This window comes from Eggerthella hominis (assembly GCF_014287365.1).
GTDB lineage: Bacteria > Actinomycetota > Coriobacteriia > Coriobacteriales > Eggerthellaceae > Eggerthella > Eggerthella guodeyinii.
In genome coordinates this window covers 676,539-695,722 of sequence record NZ_JACOOA010000001.1, presented here as the reverse complement: position 1 = coordinate 695,722, position 19,184 = coordinate 676,539, and the positions used below count along the sequence as shown (strand labels likewise).

General features: G+C 67.0%; 19 protein-coding genes. 10 read left to right on the top strand and 9 right to left on the bottom strand.

Annotated features, from left to right (window positions below; genetic code table 11):
* The first annotated feature begins 11 nt into the window (after nucleotides 1-11).
* Nucleotides 12-1,265: a GAF domain-containing sensor histidine kinase gene (locus H8S61_RS03075; RefSeq protein ID WP_222617540.1), complete on the top strand. Its 1,254-nt coding sequence runs from the start codon at nucleotides 12-14 to the stop codon at nucleotides 1,263-1,265.
* Nucleotides 1,262-1,906 (top strand): response regulator transcription factor, encoded by a 645-nt coding sequence (locus tag H8S61_RS03070; protein ID WP_154332123.1) that lies wholly within the window; start codon nucleotides 1,262-1,264, stop codon nucleotides 1,904-1,906. Before H8S61_RS03075 ends, H8S61_RS03070 begins: the two co-directional genes overlap by 4 nt.
* Before the next feature lie 65 nt (nucleotides 1,907-1,971).
* On the opposite strand, the gene H8S61_RS03065 is transcribed toward H8S61_RS03070, so the two are convergent.
* From H8S61_RS03065 to H8S61_RS03035, 7 genes are all read right to left on the bottom strand, one after another.
* A complete protein-coding gene (locus H8S61_RS03065) occupies nucleotides 1,972-2,865 on the bottom strand; it encodes a 4Fe-4S binding protein (protein WP_186937909.1) in 894 nt (297 codons plus the stop codon).
* Nucleotides 2,862-3,119: a chaperone NapD gene (locus tag H8S61_RS03060; protein WP_186937908.1), complete on the bottom strand. Its 258-nt coding sequence runs from the start codon at nucleotides 3,117-3,119 to the stop codon at nucleotides 2,862-2,864. The genes H8S61_RS03065 and H8S61_RS03060 overlap by 4 nt, the downstream gene beginning before the upstream one ends.
* Nucleotides 3,120-3,238: 119 nt before the next feature.
* Nucleotides 3,239-3,571, bottom strand: coding sequence for a hypothetical protein (locus tag H8S61_RS03055; RefSeq protein WP_160942343.1), 333 nt, complete (start codon nucleotides 3,569-3,571; stop codon nucleotides 3,239-3,241).
* 10 nt (nucleotides 3,572-3,581) lie between these two features.
* Nucleotides 3,582-6,146, bottom strand: coding sequence for a molybdopterin-dependent oxidoreductase (locus H8S61_RS03050; protein ID WP_160942344.1), 2,565 nt, complete (start codon nucleotides 6,144-6,146; stop codon nucleotides 3,582-3,584).
* A gap of 103 nt (nucleotides 6,147-6,249) precedes the next feature.
* Nucleotides 6,250-6,870: a 4Fe-4S dicluster domain-containing protein gene (locus tag H8S61_RS03045; RefSeq protein WP_186937907.1), complete on the bottom strand. Its 621-nt coding sequence runs from the start codon at nucleotides 6,868-6,870 to the stop codon at nucleotides 6,250-6,252.
* A 223-nt stretch (nucleotides 6,871-7,093) separates the two neighbouring features.
* On the bottom strand, nucleotides 7,094-7,876 hold the full coding sequence (locus tag H8S61_RS03040; protein ID WP_186937906.1) for a teichoic acid transporter: 783 nt from the start codon (nucleotides 7,874-7,876) through the stop codon (nucleotides 7,094-7,096).
* Nucleotides 7,877-8,012: 136 nt separating this feature from the next.
* On the bottom strand, nucleotides 8,013-8,306 hold the full coding sequence (locus tag H8S61_RS03035; RefSeq protein ID WP_186937905.1) for a hypothetical protein: 294 nt from the start codon (nucleotides 8,304-8,306) through the stop codon (nucleotides 8,013-8,015).
* Nucleotides 8,307-8,775: 469 nt separating this feature from the next.
* Here H8S61_RS03035 and H8S61_RS03030 point away from each other — a divergent pair, with 469 nt between their 5' ends.
* Nucleotides 8,776-9,885, top strand: coding sequence for a TerC family protein (locus H8S61_RS03030; RefSeq protein WP_160942347.1), 1,110 nt, complete (start codon nucleotides 8,776-8,778; stop codon nucleotides 9,883-9,885).
* 84 nt (nucleotides 9,886-9,969) lie between these two features.
* On the opposite strand, the gene H8S61_RS03025 is transcribed toward H8S61_RS03030, so the two are convergent.
* Nucleotides 9,970-10,881 carry a diacylglycerol/lipid kinase family protein gene (locus tag H8S61_RS03025; RefSeq protein ID WP_160942351.1) on the bottom strand — a complete coding sequence of 304 codons (912 nt, stop codon included), beginning with the start codon at nucleotides 10,879-10,881 and terminating at the stop codon, nucleotides 9,970-9,972.
* Between the two features lie 75 nt (nucleotides 10,882-10,956).
* Here H8S61_RS03025 and rnd point away from each other — a divergent pair, with 75 nt between their 5' ends.
* The 5 genes from rnd (at nucleotide 10,957) to H8S61_RS03000 (ending at nucleotide 14,961) form a co-directional block, all read left to right on the top strand.
* Nucleotides 10,957-12,102 (top strand): ribonuclease D, encoded by a 1,146-nt coding sequence (gene rnd / locus H8S61_RS03020; protein ID WP_160942352.1) that lies wholly within the window; start codon nucleotides 10,957-10,959, stop codon nucleotides 12,100-12,102.
* Nucleotides 12,103-12,255: 153 nt separating this feature from the next.
* On the top strand, nucleotides 12,256-12,927 hold the full coding sequence (locus H8S61_RS03015) for a zinc metallopeptidase (protein WP_154332114.1): 672 nt from the start codon (nucleotides 12,256-12,258) through the stop codon (nucleotides 12,925-12,927).
* 9 nt (nucleotides 12,928-12,936) lie between these two features.
* A complete protein-coding gene (gene xseA / locus H8S61_RS03010; RefSeq protein ID WP_186937904.1) occupies nucleotides 12,937-14,307 on the top strand; it encodes an exodeoxyribonuclease VII large subunit in 1,371 nt (456 codons plus the stop codon).
* Nucleotides 14,304-14,561, top strand: coding sequence for an exodeoxyribonuclease VII small subunit (gene xseB, locus H8S61_RS03005; protein WP_160942355.1), 258 nt, complete (start codon nucleotides 14,304-14,306; stop codon nucleotides 14,559-14,561). Before xseA ends, xseB begins: the two co-directional genes overlap by 4 nt.
* Nucleotides 14,562-14,607: 46 nt before the next feature.
* On the top strand, nucleotides 14,608-14,961 hold the full coding sequence (locus tag H8S61_RS03000) for a histidine triad nucleotide-binding protein (protein WP_160942356.1): 354 nt from the start codon (nucleotides 14,608-14,610) through the stop codon (nucleotides 14,959-14,961).
* A 97-nt stretch (nucleotides 14,962-15,058) separates the two neighbouring features.
* Here H8S61_RS03000 and H8S61_RS02995 read toward each other — a convergent pair whose 3' ends face one another.
* Nucleotides 15,059-15,937, bottom strand: coding sequence for a LysR family transcriptional regulator (locus H8S61_RS02995; protein ID WP_160942357.1), 879 nt, complete (start codon nucleotides 15,935-15,937; stop codon nucleotides 15,059-15,061).
* A gap of 215 nt (nucleotides 15,938-16,152) precedes the next feature.
* Between H8S61_RS02995 and H8S61_RS02990 the strand changes: the two genes are divergently transcribed.
* Complete coding sequence (locus H8S61_RS02990) at nucleotides 16,153-17,745, top strand: FAD-dependent oxidoreductase (RefSeq protein ID WP_186937903.1); 1,593 nt, start codon at nucleotides 16,153-16,155, stop codon at nucleotides 17,743-17,745.
* Between the two features lie 169 nt (nucleotides 17,746-17,914).
* Entirely contained in the window at nucleotides 17,915-19,129 is a 1,215-nt protein-coding gene (locus H8S61_RS02985) for an acetate/propionate family kinase (RefSeq protein WP_160942359.1), read from the top strand.
* The last annotated feature ends 55 nt before the right edge of the window (nucleotides 19,130-19,184 follow it).

Here is a 19,184-nt window from a genome sequence, read left to right as displayed (position 1 = left end):
AGTAGGGGATAATGGGACGTCGACAAGCGAACGAGCGGTTCGGCGACGGAAACGGGGGAGACGCGGTGGGAGCGTCCAATTTCAGCGAGCGGGAACTGGCGGGCGGGTGCGAGACGTACGCGCGGACGGTGAACGACATCAAGGATCGGTACGGGTTCGATTTCGTGTCCATCGGCCTGACGGCCTTCATCGGCGCGCCGCTCAAGTGGGTCTACAGCGCGGGCGCCACCGGCGAGCGCCACCGCCGCATCGTGCTCGCGCCCGGGCACGGCATCGGCGGCATCACCATCAAGGCGGGCAAGCCCATGATGTTCACCAACATCGACGAGGAGATCGACCCGCGCGAGTACTCGTCGTACCCCATCGTGTTCGCCGAGGACCTGCACAGCTTCTGCGCGCTGCCCCTCACGCGCGACGGGCGCGTGGTGGCCGTGCTGCTGTGCGCCTTCCGCACCGCCAGCGACCAGCACGAGGCGGCGTTCCACCGGCTCATCGAGGGATTGGGCGACACGCTGTGCGGCCTGAGGGTGGTGACGAGCGACTTCATGGACTTCGAGAGCATCGCGGCCGAGAAGCGCTCCGACAACCAGAAGAACCCCATCTTCATCCGCTCGGAGCTCTCGCGCGTCATCGCCGCGCAGGAGGACGAGCGCAAGCGCATCTCGCGCGAGCTGCACGACGGCATCGCCCAGGAGCTGCTCACGCTGTCGTTCGTGTTCAAGCGCCTCTGCGCGCACGTGGACGCCGAGGGCGCCGACCTGCTCGCGGAGGCCAACAACGACCTGGACCGCGTGCTCGACGAGCTGCACAACATCTCGGTGGAGCTGCGCCCGTCGGCCCTCGACCACCTGGGGTTCGTGGCGGCCCTGCGCTCGCAGGCGGCCGTGTTCGAGCGCACGTACGGCAGCGAGATCGTGTTCGAGGGCAGCCTGTCGCGCGACCGCTTCGACCAGGCGCTCGAGACGCAGGCGTACCGCATCTGCCAGGAGGCCATCCTGAACGCCTGCAAGTACTCGGGCTCGGAGAAGGTGGTCGTGAAGCTCGAGGACTCGGCCGGATGGCTGCACGTGGGCGTCGTCGACTACGGCTGCGGCTTCGACACCGAGCAGCCCGAGATCAAGGGGAGCGGCTGCGGCCTCGTGGGCATGCAGGAGCGCGCGAGCGTCATCGGCGCCACCCTCACGATGGAATCCGACGAGCACGGCACGAGGGTGACGCTGGTCGCGCCGATGCACGTGGTGGAAGGCAAGGAGGTGGACGCATGATCCGCGTAATGCTGGCAGACGACCACGAGGTGGTGCGCGCGGGCTTCAGGATGATCTTGGAGCAGGATCCCGACGTGCGCGTGGTGGCCGAGGCGGCCGACGGCGCGCAGGCCTACGCCATCGTGGCGCGCGAGAAGCCCGACATCCTGCTCATGGACATCTCCATGCCGCCGGGGCAAAGCGGCCTGGTGGCCTGCGAGAAGATCGCGAAGGACTTCCCCGGCACGAAGGTGGTCATCCTCACGATGTTCGCCGAGCCGGAGTACCTGTTCTACACGCTGCGCGGGGGAGCTGCGGGCTACGTGCTGAAGAACTCGTCGTCCGAGGAGCTGATCGCGGCCGTCCATGCGGTGGCCGAGGGCGGCAGCTACATCCACCCGAAGATGACGGCGCTGCTCACCAAGCAGCTCGTGACGGGAGGCGAGGAGGAGGACCGCTCCTACCAGCAGCTGTCGAACCGCGAGCTGGAGATCCTGCAGCTTCTGGCGAAGGGCTTCACGAACAAGGAGATCTCCGAGCAGATATTCCTCTCGGTGAAGACCGTGGAGGCCCACCGCTCGAAGATATACCAGAAGCTCGGCCTCAAGACCCGTGCCGACCTCGTGGACTACGCCCTCCGGCACAAGCTGCTGAACGTGTAGCCGCCCTTCCCGGTGCCGTCTTCGGTAAGCCGCGAAGCCGCGCGGCCCACCGAAGACGGCACCGGCTACTTCTCGGCGCTCGCCTTCGGCTTCGCGGCGCGTCCCAGGGTGAACGACAGGGCGCGCGTGGGGCAGGCGTCGATGCACGATCCGCAGGCCATGCAGTCGCCCGCGCGCACGATCACGTCGCGCTCGGTGAGCACCGGGTCGAGGATGGCGGGGTCGGACAGGCACGAGCGCTTGCACGCGTCGCAGCGGATGCACGCGCTGCGGTCGAACTTGACGTTCACCTGGCCCACGTGCCCGAGCGCTTCGTAGAAGCCGCCGAGCGGGCACAGCGCGCGGCACCACACGCGGTGGCCCCAGAACAGCTCCGCCAGCACGATGGCCAGCAGCACCCACACGCCCGTCACGGCGCCGAACAGGATGCCCTTGTTGATGGCGCTGATGGGCGAGAACGCTTCGAACACCGGCACGCTGGTCAGCGCCGACAGCGCGAGCACCGCCAGCGCAATCCACAGCTTCGCGTGGCGCGGCACCGGCATCTCCCGCACCTCGATGCGCAGCTTGCGCCGCACGGCGTCCACGATCTCCAGCAGCAGGTTGACCGGGCACACCCATCCGCAGAACGCCCGACCCCTGATCAGCCCGTACACGACGAGCACCGGCAGCGCGGCCAGCAGCCAATCGAGCTCGAACGTCTTGGAGGCGGCGGCCACCTGCAGGGTCCCGAAGGGGTCGAGAATCTCGAAGCCTCCGATGGAAGAGGAGGACAGGCTGCCGAAGAAGGGGAGGTCGGCAGGGGCGGCCACGGCGTCGTCGCCGCCGACGGACGTCCCGAACAGGCCCCAGCCGACCGCGATCACCGGCGCGGCGAACAGCACCAACGCCGCCGCCTGCACCGTGTGGCGCAGCCAGGACCAACGCAACGTGCGCGGAGCGTTCGGAGCGTCGCTCATCGCGTACCGGCCTTGGCGAGCGTGGGGTCGTCCTCGAAATTCGCGTAGACGAGGTTGATGCCGATGACGCCCTCGATGCCGATGAAGCCGCTCGCGATCTCGTGCGAATCGTCCACGGTCTCGGCTTCGATGGTGACGACGACCTTGTATCCGTTCGTCTCGTGCACTTCGACGCCCTCGCGCCGCGCGAGCTCCTGCGCCACGTCGTCGGTGCGCTCGGGGATCGTTTCCACGACCAAACTCGAAATGACCATGATGGGTTCCTCACCTTCGTTCATCGATTCCTCGGAGGGCCCGCCCCCTCCGAGGAAGGGGCGGGCGAGGAGGGAGGGCGGACGCGCGGTGCTCCGTCCGCCGGGTAGGCCTCGTTCTCTTACGCCTGCGCGTGGCAGGTGATGCACTGCTCGTGCGTCGGGTCCATTTCCAGGGAGCCCGCGTCGCCGCCGGCGTAGTGGTCGTCAGGCAGGGCGACCGCGTCGGCCAGCATGGGGTTGGCCTGCTCGTTCGCGCCGTGGCAGCCGTAGCAGCCCGCCGCGCCGAGGCTCTCGAAGCGGCCGTCGTGGCTCGTCGGCATCAGCGGCGGGGCGCCGGCCGGCACGTCCGCGTTGACGTTCTCCTTCGGCGCCTCCTGGCTGCAGCCGGCCACCGTGCCCAAACCCATCGCCATCACGGCTACGAGGGCAGCGGTTATCATGTGCTTCTTCATCGTCTTCCCCCTAGAGCTTCGTGATGGATACGCAGGTTTTCTTGTAGTCCGGTTCCTTGGACAGCGGGCAGTACACGTCTTGCACCGCCAGGTTCACCAGGGTCTCCTCGGCGAAGAACGGGGCGAACGTCACGCCGGTGGGAGGCTCGGTGCGGCCCGCCGTGGACACCTTGATGTCGAACTCGCCGTACGTCGACTTGACCTTCACCATGTCGCCGTCTTTGATGTCCATCTTCTTGCAGTCGTCGGGGTTCATGTTGAGCAGCGCTTCGGGCAGCGCGCGGTCGAGCTCGGGCACGCGGCGGGTCATCGTGCCGGTGTGCCAGTGCTCCAGCAAGCGGCCCGTGACGAAGTAGAACGGGTACTCGTCGCTCGGGGTCTGCGCGGGCGGCTCGTAGGGGCGGAACACCACGGAGGGCTTCAGGTTGGCGGACTTGTAGAAGCTCACGCCGCCGGCCTGGCCGGCCTTGCCGTACTGCTCCACGCCGATCTCGTCGAAGCCCTCGTCCTGCGAGCCCTCGGCGAAGCGCCACTTCGTGGACTTCCAGGTGCCGCCCACGTTGCGCACCGGCCACGTCATGCCGTGGTGCGCGAGGTACTCCTCGTAGGGCGCCAGCTGCTTGGCTTCCATCTTGAGCTTCGCGTTGAACGTCCCGTCGGCATCGTCGTTGATGGCCTTGGCCTTGTCGTTCATGTCGGGGTTCGAGAAGATGCGGTACTCTTCCCACAGCAGGCGGTTCGTCTCGCGGTCGTCGTTCTTGAAGTCGTGGGCGTTCTTGTCGTAGATGAAGCCGAACAGGTGGTCGAAGGAGTCCTTGCCGTCGATCTTCTCGCCGTCGAGCACGCGGTGCGCCACTTCCATGAACGCCCAGAGGTCCCATTTGGCCTCGCCCGGGGCGTCCACGGCCTTCTCGAAGACGGCGGTGCGGCGCTCGGCGTTGCCGAACTGGCCCTCGCGCTCCACCCACAGCGCCACGGGGAACACGACGTCGGCGTACTGCGTGGACAGGGTCGGGTACACTTCGTTGACCACGATGAACGCGTCGAAGATGCCCTTGTTCTCCGCGCCCTGGCCCAGGAAGCGGGTGAGGTTCGGCATGGACTGCGCCCAGTTGTTGTGCGCGGACCACATGAAGTCGATGTTGCCCTTCGACAGCTCGCGGAACATCTTCACCGTGTGCATGCCGGGCGCCTTGATCTCGTCGAGGTAGCCCTCGGGCAGGTCCCAGATGGCCTCGGTGTAGCGGCGGTGCTGCTCGTTGGCCACGAGGAGGTCGGCGGGCAGGCGGTGGCTGAACGTGCCCACCTCGCGGGCGGTGCCGCAGGCGGTGGGCTGGCCGGTCAGCGAGAAGGGGCCGCAGCCGGGCTGGGCGATCTTGCCGGACAGCAGGTGGATGTTGTAGATGAGGTGGTTCATCCACGTGCCGCGGTTGTGCTGGTTCACGCCCATGGTCCACAGCGACATGACCTTCTTGCTCGGGTCGGCGAAGACCGCGGCCAGCTCCTTGAGGTCCTCGACGGCCACGCCGGAGAGCTGGGAGGTGTACTCGAAGGTGTAGGGCTCCAGGCGGGCGGCGTACTCCTCGAACGTGATGGGGCTCACGGCGTCCACGGTCGAGCCGATGTCGCTCTTGTCGTAGCCGTCCTCGAAGGAGTTGCCGATGTCCTCGGTGCCCTGCTTGAACTGCAGGTGGTCGTTCACGAAGGCCTCGTCGTACTTCTTCTCCTGCACGAGGTAGTTGGCGATGCAGTTCGCGATGGCGAGGTCGGTGTTCGGATGGAAGATCATCGTCTTGTCGGCGCTCGCGCTCGTGCGCGTCCTGATGGTGCCGAGGTCGTAGTGCTTGACGTTCGGGTCGGAGAGCTTGTGGGCGGTCAGGCGCGAGTACAGCATGGGGTGCGCCTCGGCCATGTTGGCGCCCCAGGTGATGAACACGTCGGCCTGGTCGAGGTCGCTGTACGACCCGGCGGGCTCGTCGGTCTGGAACACGTTCATGAACGCGACCACGGCGCTGGCCATGCAGAGGCGCGCGTTCGGGTCGACGTTGTTCGAGAGCAGGCCGGCCTTGATGAGCTTGGCGCAGGCGTAGCCCTCGGTGATGGGCTGCTGGCCGCTCAGCCAGAACGCCATGCGGCTCTTGTCGGCCTTCCACGTCTCCTTGAGCTTGGAGGCCACGAGCTCAAGCGCCTCGTCCCAGGTCGCCTCGCGCAGGCCCTCGCCGGTGCCCTTCGTGGACTTGTCCTCGCGGATCAGGGGCTTCGTCAGGCGGTCGTCCCCGTAGAGGATCTTGCCCAGGTAGTAGCCCTTGACGCAGTTGAGGCCCTTGTTGGACTCGTTGTCCGGGTCGCCCGTGACGCTGATCAGCTTGCCGTCCTTGACCTCGCAGATGACGCCGCAGCCGCAGCCGCAGAAGCGGCACACGGCCGTGTACTTCTGGCCTTCGCCCGCCGCGGCGGTGGTCGACTGACCCTCGCCGCTCGCGCATCCAACGAGCGACGACATGGTGCCCGCCGCCGCGGCGCTTGCCAGCGCTACCGCCGTGGCCTTGACGAATCCTCGCCTTGAGATGTCCATGACATCCCTCCTTTTCCTCCCGTTGCTCACTCTTATGTCCTACCGTCCTCCAACGGTTTGGCAGTACTTTTCGGGGACGCGGGGCGCTGCTGCGCCGCGCCCGCTACGCCTGTTCGGGCGCGGCGATGCCCCGGGCGCGCTCCTGGTCGCTCGCGATGCGGATGGCCACGCGCGGCTCGCTGACCACGCAGCGCTCGACGCACAGCCCGCATCCCACGCATTTGTCCTCGTCGATGACGGGGGCGAACACGGAGTGGATGGCGTCGCCCTCGCGCAGGCGGTAGTCGATGACGATGGCCTCGTCGATGAGGGGGCAGGTGCGGTAGCACACTTCGCAGCGCATGCCCTGGAACGCGATGCAGAGGTCCTCGTCGATGACGGCGACGCCCATCTTCACGTCGGAGCGGGCTTCGACGTCGCGCAGCGCGCCCGTGGGGCAGGCCTCGACGCAGGGGAAGTCCTCGCACAGGCGGCAGGCCTGGGCGCGCGCGTCGATCATCGGCGTTCCCACGGCGGCTCCCGCGCTGTCGCGCGCGGGCTTGAGGGCGAGATAGGGGCAGGCCTCGACGCACTTGCCGCACTTGATGCAGCGCGCCACGAAGTCCTTCTCGCCGTGCGCCCCGGGGGGCCGCAGCAAGTCGGCCTCGCCGCGGGTGGCGTAGAACACGGCCTGGAATGCCACCAGGGCAGCCGACGCACCCGCTATGACGCTCGATACTTTCATGAAATCTCCTCTTCCTCGTCTCGTATCATCCGCTTGAGCTGGTCATGTGCCTATCGGGGTATATCCGGGGGCGCACGAGGAAAACCCCGTTGCGGGGCTAGGGTTTTATACTGTTTTTAGGAAAGAATAATGCTGACGAGGAGAAACGAAGCGCCCCGCATCGACGGACACGATGCGGGGCGCGGTTTTGCAGCGATGCGATACGGCGCGCGGGGCGCGAGGGCTAGGCGCTCAGGCGCACGCCCACGTAGGTGGCGGTTTCGGGCAGGCCCGAGATGTCGTACATGTCGGACAGCGGGATGGCCGACACCTTCCAGGTGTAGGTGGTGCCGTTCGCGTCCACCGTGCCCTGCTTGAACGTGTTGCCCACTTCGTCCACGCCCATGCCGTCCTCGGCGATGGTGGCAGGGTCGAAGCCCTCCGCGGCGATGGCGCTGTCGATGGCGGCGTCGAGGCCGCCCGACGAGAAGTCGGCGTAGTGCAGGCTCATGGACAGCCCGTCGGTGCGGTCGGCGTCGAGCGTCCACGACCCGTTGAGCAGCAGCGCGGCCTCGCTCGCGGTGAGCTTGGAGACGCCCTTGCTGTACAGCAGGCCCGCGTCGAGCTCGCTCACGTCGGAGGGGAGTTTGATCAGCTCGAGGTCGGCGTCCGGATCGTCGGACATACCCCCTTTGTCGATGACCGTGAGGCCCGCGTCGGCCACGGCCTGCTTGATCTCCTCGTCGCTCAGCGCGATGTAGGACGTGAGCGCCGGCAGGTCGTAGGACACCTCGCGCGACAGGTTCTCCTCCACGCTGGCCTGGGCGCGCGCCGCGCCGCCCTTCACGGTGTCCAGGATGTTGAACAGCAGGTAGCCGCCGATGAGGGCTGCGACCACGACGAAGGCGATCATGACGGCGATCTGGGGCTTCGGGATGTCGAGCGGCCGCTCGAGGCCGCTGCCGTCCAGATAGCGCACGGGGCCTTCCGTGTCCACGTACTCGTTTCTGCGTGACTTGAATAGCATTGCGTCTCCTGCGGTGATGTGCGTGATCGGTGCGAAACTGATGTTGCGCTTTGCGCATTATAGCATTGCCCGCTGCGACCTGCGCGCAAGCTGACGCGTCAACGTTATTTGCAGAGTTCCCGGAGGTTTTCGGGCGTCACCCCAGCTCGTATTCTCCGACGGCCGTCCTGCCGTCCTGCTCGTACGCGGTCAGGACGGTCTTGCCCTGCGCCTTCCTCTCCTTCGTCGTCGCGACGGCCTCTTCGGGGCTCGCCGGCGGAGGGGGGTCGAGCTCGTCCTTCCACACGTACCCGGTCGCCCCGTTGGTCGCCTCGACGAGGACGAGGTCGGGGAACAGCGCGTGCATGTCCTCGTACGAGCCCCAGACGTCGTCCGGCATGCCGGCGAGGGACCCGTAGGTGTTTCCGTGCTCGTTGACCGGGTACGGCACCGCGACGTCCTTTGCGTCGCGCAGCGGGGAGTCCGCGCGGTCCGGGGAGGGTTCCGCCGGTTCTGGGTTGCTCGCAGGGGCTGCGCAGGATGGCAGCAGCAGGGCGGGGAAGGCGGTGCAGGCGAGCGCGAGGGCGATCGCGGGGGCGCTCGGGGCAACGTCGAGCCGCCGAGCAACAGTGAAAACGCCGATGTCCGGCGGGTTTGTACGGGTTGCGTAAAATAATGTTTTGGCAATTGCCGAGCTGGGGGCGTCGTGTTAGGATACCAGGACACCCGTGGGGGAGTAGTTGGCTCGCATGCTGGGACATGCGAGCGGCACGTTCAACATCATGGCTGAGAAGCCTGGCGTGTCTTAAATAACGAGACTCATGGCGCAGCCGGCATCGAGCGGCGCGCCATGAGTCTTTTTTTATGGACGAGGCCCGCGCGCGGAACAGACGAGCAACCGAAGAAGGAGCTAACAACCCGTGGACCTATCAATCTTCGCGTCACCTGAGGCATGGATCAGCCTGGTCAGCCTCATCTTCCTGGAAATCGTGCTCGGCGTGGACAACCTGGTGTTCATCTCGATCACGACGAACCGGCTGCCCGAGGACAAGCAGCACATCGGCCGCAAGCTCGGCTTGGCCGGCGCGCTCGTCATGCGCATCGTGTTCCTGAGCTTCGCATCGTACCTCGTGCACATGACGGCGCCGCTGTTCACCATCGACCTCGGCCCCTACGCGCACGGGTTCTCGGTGCGCGACCTCGTGCTGCTCGTCGGCGGCGGCTACCTTATCTACAAGGGCATCGCCGAGCTGCGCGAGACGCTCAAGCTCACCGAGATCAAGGCCGAGCACTGCGAGGAGCACAAGGCGCTGCACCTGATCACGCTGCCGCAGGCCGTGGGCACCATCATGATCATGGACGTCGTGTTCTCCATCGACTCGGTCATCACGGCCGTGGGCATGGCCGACCACCTCATCATCATGATCATCGCCGTCATGCTGGCCGTGTTCCTCATGATGATCTTCATCGACCCCATCTCGAACTTCATCAACGGCCATCCCGAGATGAAGATGCTCGCGCTCACGTTCATCGTGGCCATCGGCGCGCTGCTCGTCATCGACAGCGCGGGCTTCCACACCGGCATCGAGCTTCTGCACATGCCGCTTGAGAAGCTGATCGTGTACTTCGCCATGGTGTTCTGCATCGTGCTCGAGGTCATCCAGATGCGCTACAACGCGAACTTCCTCGCATGGCGCAAGGACCGTTGGAAGAACGAGACGGCCGCCCAGATCGAGAACGTGCGCGCCGAGATGATGGAGCAGATGAAGCGCGAGAGCGCCCAGCCGCAGGCCGCGGGCGCGCCGAGCGCCGACGCCGAGCGCATCCGGCCCGTCATCATCGGCAACAACGTGTACGTCATGATGCCGATGACCGGCGAGGACGCCGCGTCGTTCAAGGAGCTCATGGCCACGTCCGACACGGCGAGCGCCGCATTCGGCCAGCCGCTCGAGATCGGCGCCGAGAACGTGACGGTGGAGGATGCCGCCGACGCGTCCGACCCCGCCTACGAGGTGCCGGAAGGCAAGTAGCGCTCACGAAGTAGCGCACACGAGAAGGAGCCCCGCAGGGCTCCTTCTTTTCGTTCCGCTCCCGTGCGGCCGCCGGGCGGCTCCCTACTCGGCGGCGAACAGCTCGTAGCCTTCCTCGCTGACGAAGAAGCGCGCCGCGCGCGGGATCACGCGGGCCGAGAACGGCGTCATGAGGCGCGTCGCCTCGCCGTCGTACTGCACCTCCATCGGCGGATCGGCCTCGACCCGCACCTCGCGGGCGCGGTGGATCTCCAGGGCGCCCGTGCGGTCGGGGAAGTCGCCGCCGCGGTCGAGCAGGCCGGCCAGCACGGCGGGTATCAGCTCGAAGGCGGTCTTCGCCTTGAGCACCACCACGTTGAACTCGCCGTCGCGCGGCTCGTTGTCGTGCGTCACCGTGATGTCGAACTGGATCTTCGAGAAGTTCACGAGCAGGATGCCCAGGCCGTCGCTCTCCACGCGCTCGCCGTCGAGGTCGATGGTGAAGTGCGATTTCTGCGGCATCGGGTTCGCGATGGCCGCCGACAGGTAGGCCATGGGGCCGAACAGGCGCTTGCCGGCCTCCGCCCCGTGCATGATGGCGGCGTCGTAGCCCGCGCCCGCCATGATGCCGAAGCCGAACTTGCGGTCGGCCACTTCGATCTCGCCGAGGTCGAAGTCGAGCGTGCGGCCCTCGCGCACCATCTTCGCCAGCGCGTGGGGCTCCATGGGCGAGGCCAGGTTGAGCGCGAGCAGGTTCGCGGTGCCGGCGGGGAAGGGCAGGACGGGGATGCCCGTGTTGGCCAGCAGGTAGCTGACCGTGGCCACCGTGCCGTCGCCCCCGCTGGCGATGACGGCGTCGAACGACGCGGCGTCGGTCAGCAGGGCGCTCACGCCGGTGGTCCCGTCCGTCGAGCGCAAGCACACCTCGTCGCCGTCTTGGACGAACGAGCGCACGAAGTCGTACACGGCTCCTTCCCCGAAGCCGGACGAGAGGTTGTTGATGACGAGCAGTTTCACCGGTTCCCTTTCCAATCGTTTGCTATGATGGCATGGTACAACATGAACTGGGAAACACAAGGTAAGGAACACCGGGTGTACATAGCAAACCAAGAAAACCTCGCGGCGTTCGTCGACCGCGCCATGCATTCGAGCGTGCTGGCCATCGATACGGAGTTTCTGCGCGAGAAGACCTACTATGCCAAGCTGTGCCTGATCCAGCTTGCGACCGACGACGAGACGGCCATCGTCGACCCCTTCGCGGTGGACGACCTGCGCGTGCTCGCGCCCGTGCTGCGCAACGAGGGCGTCATGAAGCTGTTCCACGCGGGCAACCAGGACCTCGAGATCCTGCTGCGCGAGGTGGGCGTGCTGCCGCACCCCCTGTTCGACACGCAGGTGGCCGCCGCGCTCCTGGGCCATACGCAGCAGATCGGCTACGCGGCGCTCGTGCACGCCGAGTGCGGCGTGACGCTCAAGAAGATCGACTCGTTCACCGACTGGTCGCGCCGCCCCCTGTCCGAATCGCAGCTGGAGTACGCGGCCGACGACGTGGTGTACCTGCCGCGCATGTACGAGCGCATGCGGGCGCAGCTCGTGGAGCTCGGCCGCCTCGCGTGGCTCGACCGCGACTTCGAGGACATGGCCGACCCGGCGCGCTACGCCACGAACGAGCGCGAGCGCTACAAGCGCCTCAAGCGCGTCTCCCAGCTGTCGCGCCGCCAGCTGTCGGCCGCGCGCGAGGTGGCGGCGTGGCGCGAGCTGGAGGCTCAGCGCCGCGACGTGCCCCGCAAGTGGGTGGTCACCGACGAGCAGATCGTGGAGGCCTGCAAGCGCGAGGCGCGCTCCATCGACGACCTGTTCATGGTGCGCGGGCTGTCCGATAGGCTGTCCACGAAGGACGCGCGCACGGTGGTGGCCCTCATCGCGGCGGCGGTGGACGCGTCGCCCGACACCTGGCCCGAGCCCGACCGCTGCGGCAAGAACGAGCCCAACGTGGATGCGGAGCTCGACCTCATGTGCGCGCTCGTGCGCCTGCGCGCCAAGCAGAACGGCGTGGCGTTCCCCACGCTGGCCAGCCACGACGACCTGTCGCGCGTGGCGCGCGGCTACCGCGAGGGCATCGACCTTCTGCGCGGGTGGCGCCGCGCGCTCGTGGGCGAGGAGCTGCTGGAGCTGCTGGAGGGCCGGCTCGCCCTCAGCATCGACGGCTCCGAGCTGCGCGTGGAGCGCCGCGACTGAGGCGCGCGGACGTTTTCGTGCGGGAAGTTACGAATCTTTCACGCTGAATCGATGACGGTTTCGAGGCGATCATCTGTTTCATTATAAAATATCAGGGAACGAAAACGATGCGGGCGCTAGCGCCCGCAACCCCTTGAAGGAGTGTTATAACCTATGTTCGGATTGAGCAACGGATACCTGCTGCTGATCGTGGTCACGCTCGCCATCGGCGGCTTGGCAACCTGGTATGTGAACTCCCAGCTGAAGAAGTACACCCACGTGCCCATCTCCACGGGCCTCACCGGCGCCGAGGCCGCGCGCCGCATGCTCATGTACTACGGCATCGGCGACGTGGAGGTGCACCGCGGCGGTCCGGGCCAGGATTTCTTCGACCCGCGGACGAACTCCGTCACGCTGTCGCCCGACGCGTTCTCCGGCCGTTCCATCACGGCCACGGCCACGGCGTGCCACGAGGTGGGCCACGCCTGCCAGTACGCCCAGGGCTACGCGCCCATGAAGATCCGCGGGGCGCTCGTGCCCGTGGTGAACCTCGCGTCGAACGCGTGGATCTTCCTGCTGATGATGGGCATCTTCCTGAACATCGCCGGCCTCACCACGGCCGCCATCGTCATGTACGCGGCCGTCGTCATCTTCCAGCTGGTCACGCTGCCGGTGGAGTTCAACGCCTCGCAGCGCGCGATGGCCTACATGAACACGACGGGCCTGCCGCAGGCCGAGCAGACCGGCTCGTTCAACGTGCTGCGCGCCTGCGCGCTCACCTACGTGGCCGCGGCCCTCACCTCCATCCTGCAGCTGCTGTGGCTGCTCGGGCAGCGCCGGGACTAGCGCCCGCCCATGGAGGAGCAGGAGAAGAGCCAGGCGCTGTCGGTATCGGGCGCGATGGCGCTGGCGAAGGGCGCGCTCGAGGGCGTGACGGTGCGCCTCGTGGGCGAGGTGTCCGAGGTGTCGAACAAGCCCGGCTACAAGGCCGTGTATTTCACCGTGAAGGACCAAAGCGCCTCGCTTCCGTGCATGATGTGGAACAACCGGTTCCAGGCGACGGGCGTGGCGCTGACCGTGGGCCAGCTCGTGGAGCTGACCGGCCGCTTCACGCTGTACGCGCCGAAGGGCCGCATGAACTTCGACGTGTTCTCGCTGGCGCTGGCCGGCGAGGGCAACCTGCGCCTGCAGGTGGCGAACCTCGCGCGCAAGCTCGAGGCCGAGGGCCTCATGGCCGCCTCGCGCAAGCAGCCGGTGCCGGCGTACCCCGCGCTCATCGGTCTGGTCACGTCGCCGCGCGGCGCGGCCGTCCACGACGTGCTGCGCACGCTGCGCCGTCGCTTCCCGCTGGCCCGCGTGCTCGTGGCCGGCGTGGCGGTGGAAGGCTCGAACGCGCCCGCCGGCATCGTGGAGGGCATGCGGGCCGTCGTGCGCGCCGGGGCCGAGGTGGTGCTCGTGGTGCGCGGCGGCGGGTCGTTCGAAGACCTCATGCCCTTCAACGACGAGGGGCTGGCGCGCATGATAGCGAAGTGCCCCGTGCCCGTGGTGACCGGCATCGGGCACGAGCCCGACACGTCCATCGCCGACATGGTGGCCGACCTGCGCGCCTCCACGCCCACGGCCGCCGCGGAGGCGGTGAGCCCTGCGCGCGAGAGCCTCGAGCGCCTGTTCGAGGCCCGGGGCGCGTCGCTGCGCGCCAGCGCGGGGCGCGCGCTCGACCGCGCCGCCGCCGAGGTGCGCCGCTGCGCCACGCGCCCGCTGTTCTGCGACGCGCAGCTGCTGTACGCCACCGAGGCGCAGATGCTCGACCTGGCGGCCGACCGCCTGTTCCGCGCGCTGCCCGCCAGCCTCGCGCGCGACGAGGCCCGCGTCGAGCGCCAGCGCGAGCGCCTCGCCCGCGCGCTGCCCGCCAGCCTCGACCGCGACCGCACGCGCCTCGGCCACGAGCGCGAGCGCCTCGCCTCGTGCGGCGGCGCGCTCGTTCCGCGCTTCGGGCAGCAGGCGGCGCTGGCGGCCGCGCGCCTGCACGACCTGTCGCCGCTCGCCGTGCTCGGGCGCGGCTACGCCATCGCGCGCTCGTCTGACGGCGCCGTGGTCAAAAGCGTGGAGGCCGCGCCGCCCGGCACGGCCGTGGACGTCACCGTCGCCGACGGCGTGCTGGCCTGCCGGGTTGAGCAGGCGCGCCGCGTGGACACCGAAATCATCGACTGGGAGGATGCATCATGACCGAGAACCCCGAACGCAAGCCCATCGAGGAGCTCACGTTCCGCGAAGCCATGGCCGAGCTCGACGGCATCGTCGGCGTGCTGGAGAGCAACTCGCTCGAGCTGGAGGACAGCCTGAAGAGCTACGAGCGCGGCGTGGCCCTGCTCGCGGCGCTGCAGGGCCGCCTCGTGGAGGCGCAGCAGAAGGTGGACGTGCTCATGGGCGAGCTCGTGGCCGACGCCGACGACGGCGCGCGCGACACGAGCCTGTCCTAGGCGGGAACCCGGCTCGCAGCCGGGCCGTTTCGAGAAGGAGAAGGATATGCGCAAGGAAGACTGCCTGTTCTGCAAGATCGTGGCGGGGGAGATCCCCTCGACGAAGGTGTACGAGGACGACCGCGTGCTCGCGTTCGAGGACGTGAACCCGCAGATGCCCGTGCACACCCTCATCGTGCCGAAGAACCACTACGACAACATCGGCGACGCCATCCCCGACGAGGAGATGGGCTACCTGTTCAACACCGTGAAGAAGGTCGCCGAGATCAAGGGCGTCGCCGAGAGCGGCTACCGCGTGATCGTCAACACGAACGACGACGCGCAGCAGTCCGTGCACCACATCCACGTGCACGTGCTGGGCGGCGCCCCCATGAACTCGGGCGACCCCTCGGCGCGATAGCGCCCGGCCTGCGGAAGCGGCGCGGCTCGGGGCGTTTCCGGAGCGGACGGGCCGGCCGGCGCGCCCGCTCGCCCCGGTCGGCCTCGCCGTCGCCCGCTCAGGATCGCCGCAGCTTGGAGAAAACGCTTTCCAGGTGCTCCAAGAACGGCTCCAGGCGCTCCTTCTGATCGGGGTGGAAGGCCAGGTAGGCGTCGGCGTCGAACGGCGCGGATGCCAGCGGCTTTGCCACGAGGGCCTCGGACTCCATGGACTGCGCCGAATAGCCGGGCGTGATGAACACGCTGTCGCTGCGAATCAGCGTTTCCTTGAGGACCGCGCTGTGCGGCCCGACCAGTTTGACGTGCGCTCCGGCCGCCCGGCTATGCTGGGCGTACCGGTTCAGCGAGCTTTCCGACGTGCATGCTATCGTCTGGCCTTCGAGGTCTTCGAAGAAATCCACCGCGTCCCGGGAGGCAAGCCGGTTCTCCCGTCCCATCAGGCAATACAAATCGGACGGCGCGACGAGCACCTTCTCGAGGTCGTCCACTATCGGCGCGGCCGTGAGGACGGCCACGTCGAGCTCCCTTCTCAGCAGCCTGCCGAACAGGCGCTCGTGATCCGCGTCCCTGACCACGCGGATCTCCGCTTCGGGATGAACCGATTCGTACTCCGCTATCGAGGCGATCACCGAATCGGGGGTGTGGATGAGGCTCACTCCTAGGGCCATCCGCTCGGGCGCGGCGCATGCGCCGATGTCGCTGAGCGCCGCGTTCCACAGGAGGGTGGCGCTCTCCGCGTACCTCAGCAGTATCTCGCCGGCCTCGGTCAGGGCGACGCCGCTCTTGCTCCGGAGGAAAAGCGGGGCGCCGACCGCGCTTTCCAGCTGCTTGACGCTTTCCGACAGCGCCTGGCGCGACAGGTACAGCTCTTCGGCGGCCTTCGATATGCTTTTCGAGCGGCATACCTGCATGAAGTATTCGATGTTCTTCGAGAGCATGGTCTTCCTTTGCGGCGTCGTATCGGTATCCGTCAAGTTCCTCTTTACCTGAAAGTGAGATTACTCCTGCTTTTTCTCGCGTCGCCCCCTGGGTACGATGGTTCTTGCAGGAGCTAGGTCCAGAGTAAGAGATAGGGGAGAAAATGTCTGCCGAATCAAGCGATAATGGGAAGAAAAAGAACGTTTCGAGGCGAGGATTCCTTGCCGGCGCGTCCGTGTTCGCAACGGGTCTTGCGGCCGCCGGATTGACCGCGTGCTCTCCGAAGGAGTCGGGGGCGCAGGCCGCCGACCCGAGCCCGTCGGCGCCCGAGGAAGGCGCGGGCGGCGCCACCAGGCCCGAGTGGGGCCTTCCGGAGTTCGTCGAAACCGCCGACGAGACGATGGAGGCCGACATCGTGGTCGTCGGCACCGGGATGGCCGGCTTCTCCGCCGCGCTCACCGCCACCGAGCAGGGGGCGTCCGTCATCATGCTGGAGAAGAATCCCGGGCTCGGGGGAGGCACCAGCTTCGCGGAGGGGCTGTTCGCCATCGGCTCCCCGCTGCAGGAGGAACTGGGCATCCCCGCAGATGCGAGCAAGATGCTGCAGGCCGAGTTCTCGTTCCAGCGCTACGTCGTGGACTCCACGCTTTGGAACGTGGTTGCGGGCAATTCCCCCGAAGACGTGCGTTGGCTGATGGACCAGGGGGTCGAGTTCGCCGAGCTGGGCGCCGGCGGCCCCGCCGTGGAGATCAGGACCCAGCATCTGTTCCTCGAGCATCGGGGGCGCACGGCGATCGCGGCGCTCGAGAAGAAGGCCGAGGAGCTCGGGGTGACCATACGGAAGTCTGCGCGCGCGGTCCATCTCTTGAAAGAGGGCGACAAGGTGGTGGGCGTGCAGGTGGACGCCGGGAAAAGCACGCTGAACGTGAACGCTCGGGCGGTCGTCCTGGCAACGGGAGGCGTCGGGGACAACCAAGACCTGATCAACACCTACACGAACCGCAACGCGGACAACATGTACTGGTGCGGCGGGCCCAATATCACGGGGGACGGCATCATGATGGCGGCGGAGGCGGGAATGGGGAAGCCCTATCGCATCGGCGGCCCCGGTCTCGGCGTCACGGTCGAGCCTTTCGGGATAACGTCGCATATCGGAGCCGCTGCGGGGATGCAGCCGACCAACCTGTGGGTCAACCAGAACGGCCTGCGCTTCTTCAACGAGGATCAGGTCCGCATGTACACCTACCCGCTCAACGCCATCGACTCCCAGCTCAAAACCTTCTCGGTGTTCGACCAGGATATGTACGACCTGTACGTGAACGAGGGCGCGGTCAGCGCTTTCGGCTATTACGTGCTGGCCGGAGAGAAGCTCACCGACCTCGAAAGCCAGATGGAGCAGGCGCTGTCCTCCGACAACCCGTACGTCTTCGTAGCCGACACGCTCGAAGAGCTGGCGGGGAAGATGGGCGTGCCGACCGACGCCTTCCTCAGCACCGTCGAGGCTTACAACGGCTCTGTCGAGGAGGGGGTCGATCCCCAGTTCTCGAAGGACCCGCAGTTCTTGAAGCCCGTCAAGACGGGCCCGTTCTACGGCTTCCGGGTCAAGTCGAATCTTCTGCAGTGGCTCGGCGGCATTCACGTCAACTCGAACGCCGAGGTGATCCAGGGGGACGGCACGGTGATCCCCGGGCTCTACGCCGCGGGAAACGATTGCGGGGGCTTCCAGGGCGAGACCTACGGGCTCAACATACCCGGTTCGTGCCAGGGCATAGCCCTCGGCATGGGAAGGCAGAGCGGGAGGAACGCCGCCGCGTACGTCGGGAAGTAAGGCTGCCGACCCGCTGCCCGAGGCCGTCCGGTCGCGTTGCGACGGGGCGGCCTCGGCCGTGTTTTCGGTGAGCGGCGCGCCGTTGGCCGATACTGAGGGCCGTTTGCGCTCGGAGGTTCTCGCACCCGCCTAAAATAAGCGTTTTAGGAATACTGAAGGAGGCAGGTCGTTGAACGTACTAGTCATCAATGCGGGATCATCTTCCTTGAAGTACCAGTTGGTCAACGTGGAGCAGCAGGAGCTGCTCGCGAAGGGCATCTGCGAGCGCGTGGGCTCGGCCGAAGCGTTCCACAAGCACGGCCTCGACAAGAACGAGGAGGTCATCGACGCCAAGATGGCCGACCATGACGACGCCATGGCGCTCGTGCTGGCCTCGCTCACCGGGGGCCCGACGAAGGCCATCGACTCGCTCGACGAGATCGACGCGGTGGGTCACCGCATCGTGCAGGGCGGCAAGTACTTCGACCGCTCGGTGCTCATCGACGCGGACGTCATCGAGAAGATCGACGAGCTGGCGGAGCTGGCGCCCCTGCACAACAAGGCGGCGCTCATGGGCATCAACGCGTGCCTCAAGCACATGCCCGACACGCCCATGGTGGCCGTGTTCGACACGTCGTTCTTCCAGACGCTGCCCCCGAAGGCCTACATGTATCCGCTGCCCTACGAGCTGTACGAGAAGTACGCCATCCGCAAGTACGGCGCGCACGGCACGTCGCACCGCTACATCTCCGAGCGCGCCGCCGTCGTGCTCGACGAGCCGCTCGAGGACCTCAAGCTCATCACGTGCCACCTCGGCAACGGCTGCTCGATGTCGGCCATCGACCACGGCGTGGCGGTGGACACGTCCATGGGCCTCACGCCGCTCGACGGCCTCATGATGGGCACGCGCTGCGGCGCCATCGACCCGGCCATCGTGCCGTTCGTCATGGACCACGAGGGCCTGACGTCCGGCGAGATGAACGACCTCATGAACAAGAAGTCGGGCCTGCTGGGCATCTCGGGCATCTCGAACGACCTGCGCAGCGTGCGCGATGCGTCCGAGCAGGGCCACGAGCGCGCCATGCTGGCCTACGACATGTACTCGAACTCGGTGAAGAAGTACATCGGCCAGTACATGGCCGTCATGGGCGGCGTGGACGCCATCGTGCTCACGGCCGGCGTCGGCGAGAACTGCGAGAAGATGCGCCGCATGATCTTCACGGGCCTGCAGCCCCTCGGCATGATCCTCGACGAGGAGAAGAACCGCCAACGCGGCTTCGAGCGCGAGATCTCCACCGAGAGCTCGCCGGTCAAGATCATCATCATCCCCACGAACGAGGAGTACATGATCGCCCGCGACACCTACGAGATCCTCCACGAGAAAGTGGACGTCCCGCTGGTGTAGTCTCGTTAATCCTTCTGCGCTTAACAGCGTTTCGAGTATTTGATGCCAAGCGCCG

Bases quoted from the DNA above. Each gene is read 5' to 3' on its own strand.
- H8S61_RS02995 (WP_160942357.1), bottom strand. From the start codon at position 15,937: ATGCTCTCGAAGAACATCGAATACTTCATGCAGGTATGCCGCTCGAAA.
- H8S61_RS03060 (WP_186937908.1), bottom strand. From the start codon at position 3,119: ATGGTCATTTCGAGTTTGGTCGTGGAAACGATCCCCGAGCGCACCGAC.
- H8S61_RS03065 (WP_186937909.1), bottom strand. From the start codon at position 2,865: ATGAGCGACGCTCCGAACGCTCCGCGCACGTTGCGTTGGTCCTGGCTG.
- xseA (WP_186937904.1), top strand. From the start codon at position 12,937: ATGGAGGAGCAGGAGAAGAGCCAGGCGCTGTCGGTATCGGGCGCGATG.
- H8S61_RS03070 (WP_154332123.1), top strand. From the start codon at position 1,262: ATGATCCGCGTAATGCTGGCAGACGACCACGAGGTGGTGCGCGCGGGC.
- H8S61_RS03040 (WP_186937906.1), bottom strand. From the start codon at position 7,876: ATGCTATTCAAGTCACGCAGAAACGAGTACGTGGACACGGAAGGCCCC.
- H8S61_RS03055 (WP_160942343.1), bottom strand. From the start codon at position 3,571: ATGAAGAAGCACATGATAACCGCTGCCCTCGTAGCCGTGATGGCGATG.
- H8S61_RS03050 (WP_160942344.1), bottom strand. From the start codon at position 6,146: ATGGACATCTCAAGGCGAGGATTCGTCAAGGCCACGGCGGTAGCGCTG.
- H8S61_RS03015 (WP_154332114.1), top strand. From the start codon at position 12,256: ATGTTCGGATTGAGCAACGGATACCTGCTGCTGATCGTGGTCACGCTC.
- xseB (WP_160942355.1), top strand. From the start codon at position 14,304: ATGACCGAGAACCCCGAACGCAAGCCCATCGAGGAGCTCACGTTCCGC.
- H8S61_RS03045 (WP_186937907.1), bottom strand. From the start codon at position 6,870: ATGAAAGTATCGAGCGTCATAGCGGGTGCGTCGGCTGCCCTGGTGGCA.
- H8S61_RS03075 (WP_222617540.1), top strand. From the start codon at position 12: ATGGGACGTCGACAAGCGAACGAGCGGTTCGGCGACGGAAACGGGGGA.
- H8S61_RS03000 (WP_160942356.1), top strand. From the start codon at position 14,608: ATGCGCAAGGAAGACTGCCTGTTCTGCAAGATCGTGGCGGGGGAGATC.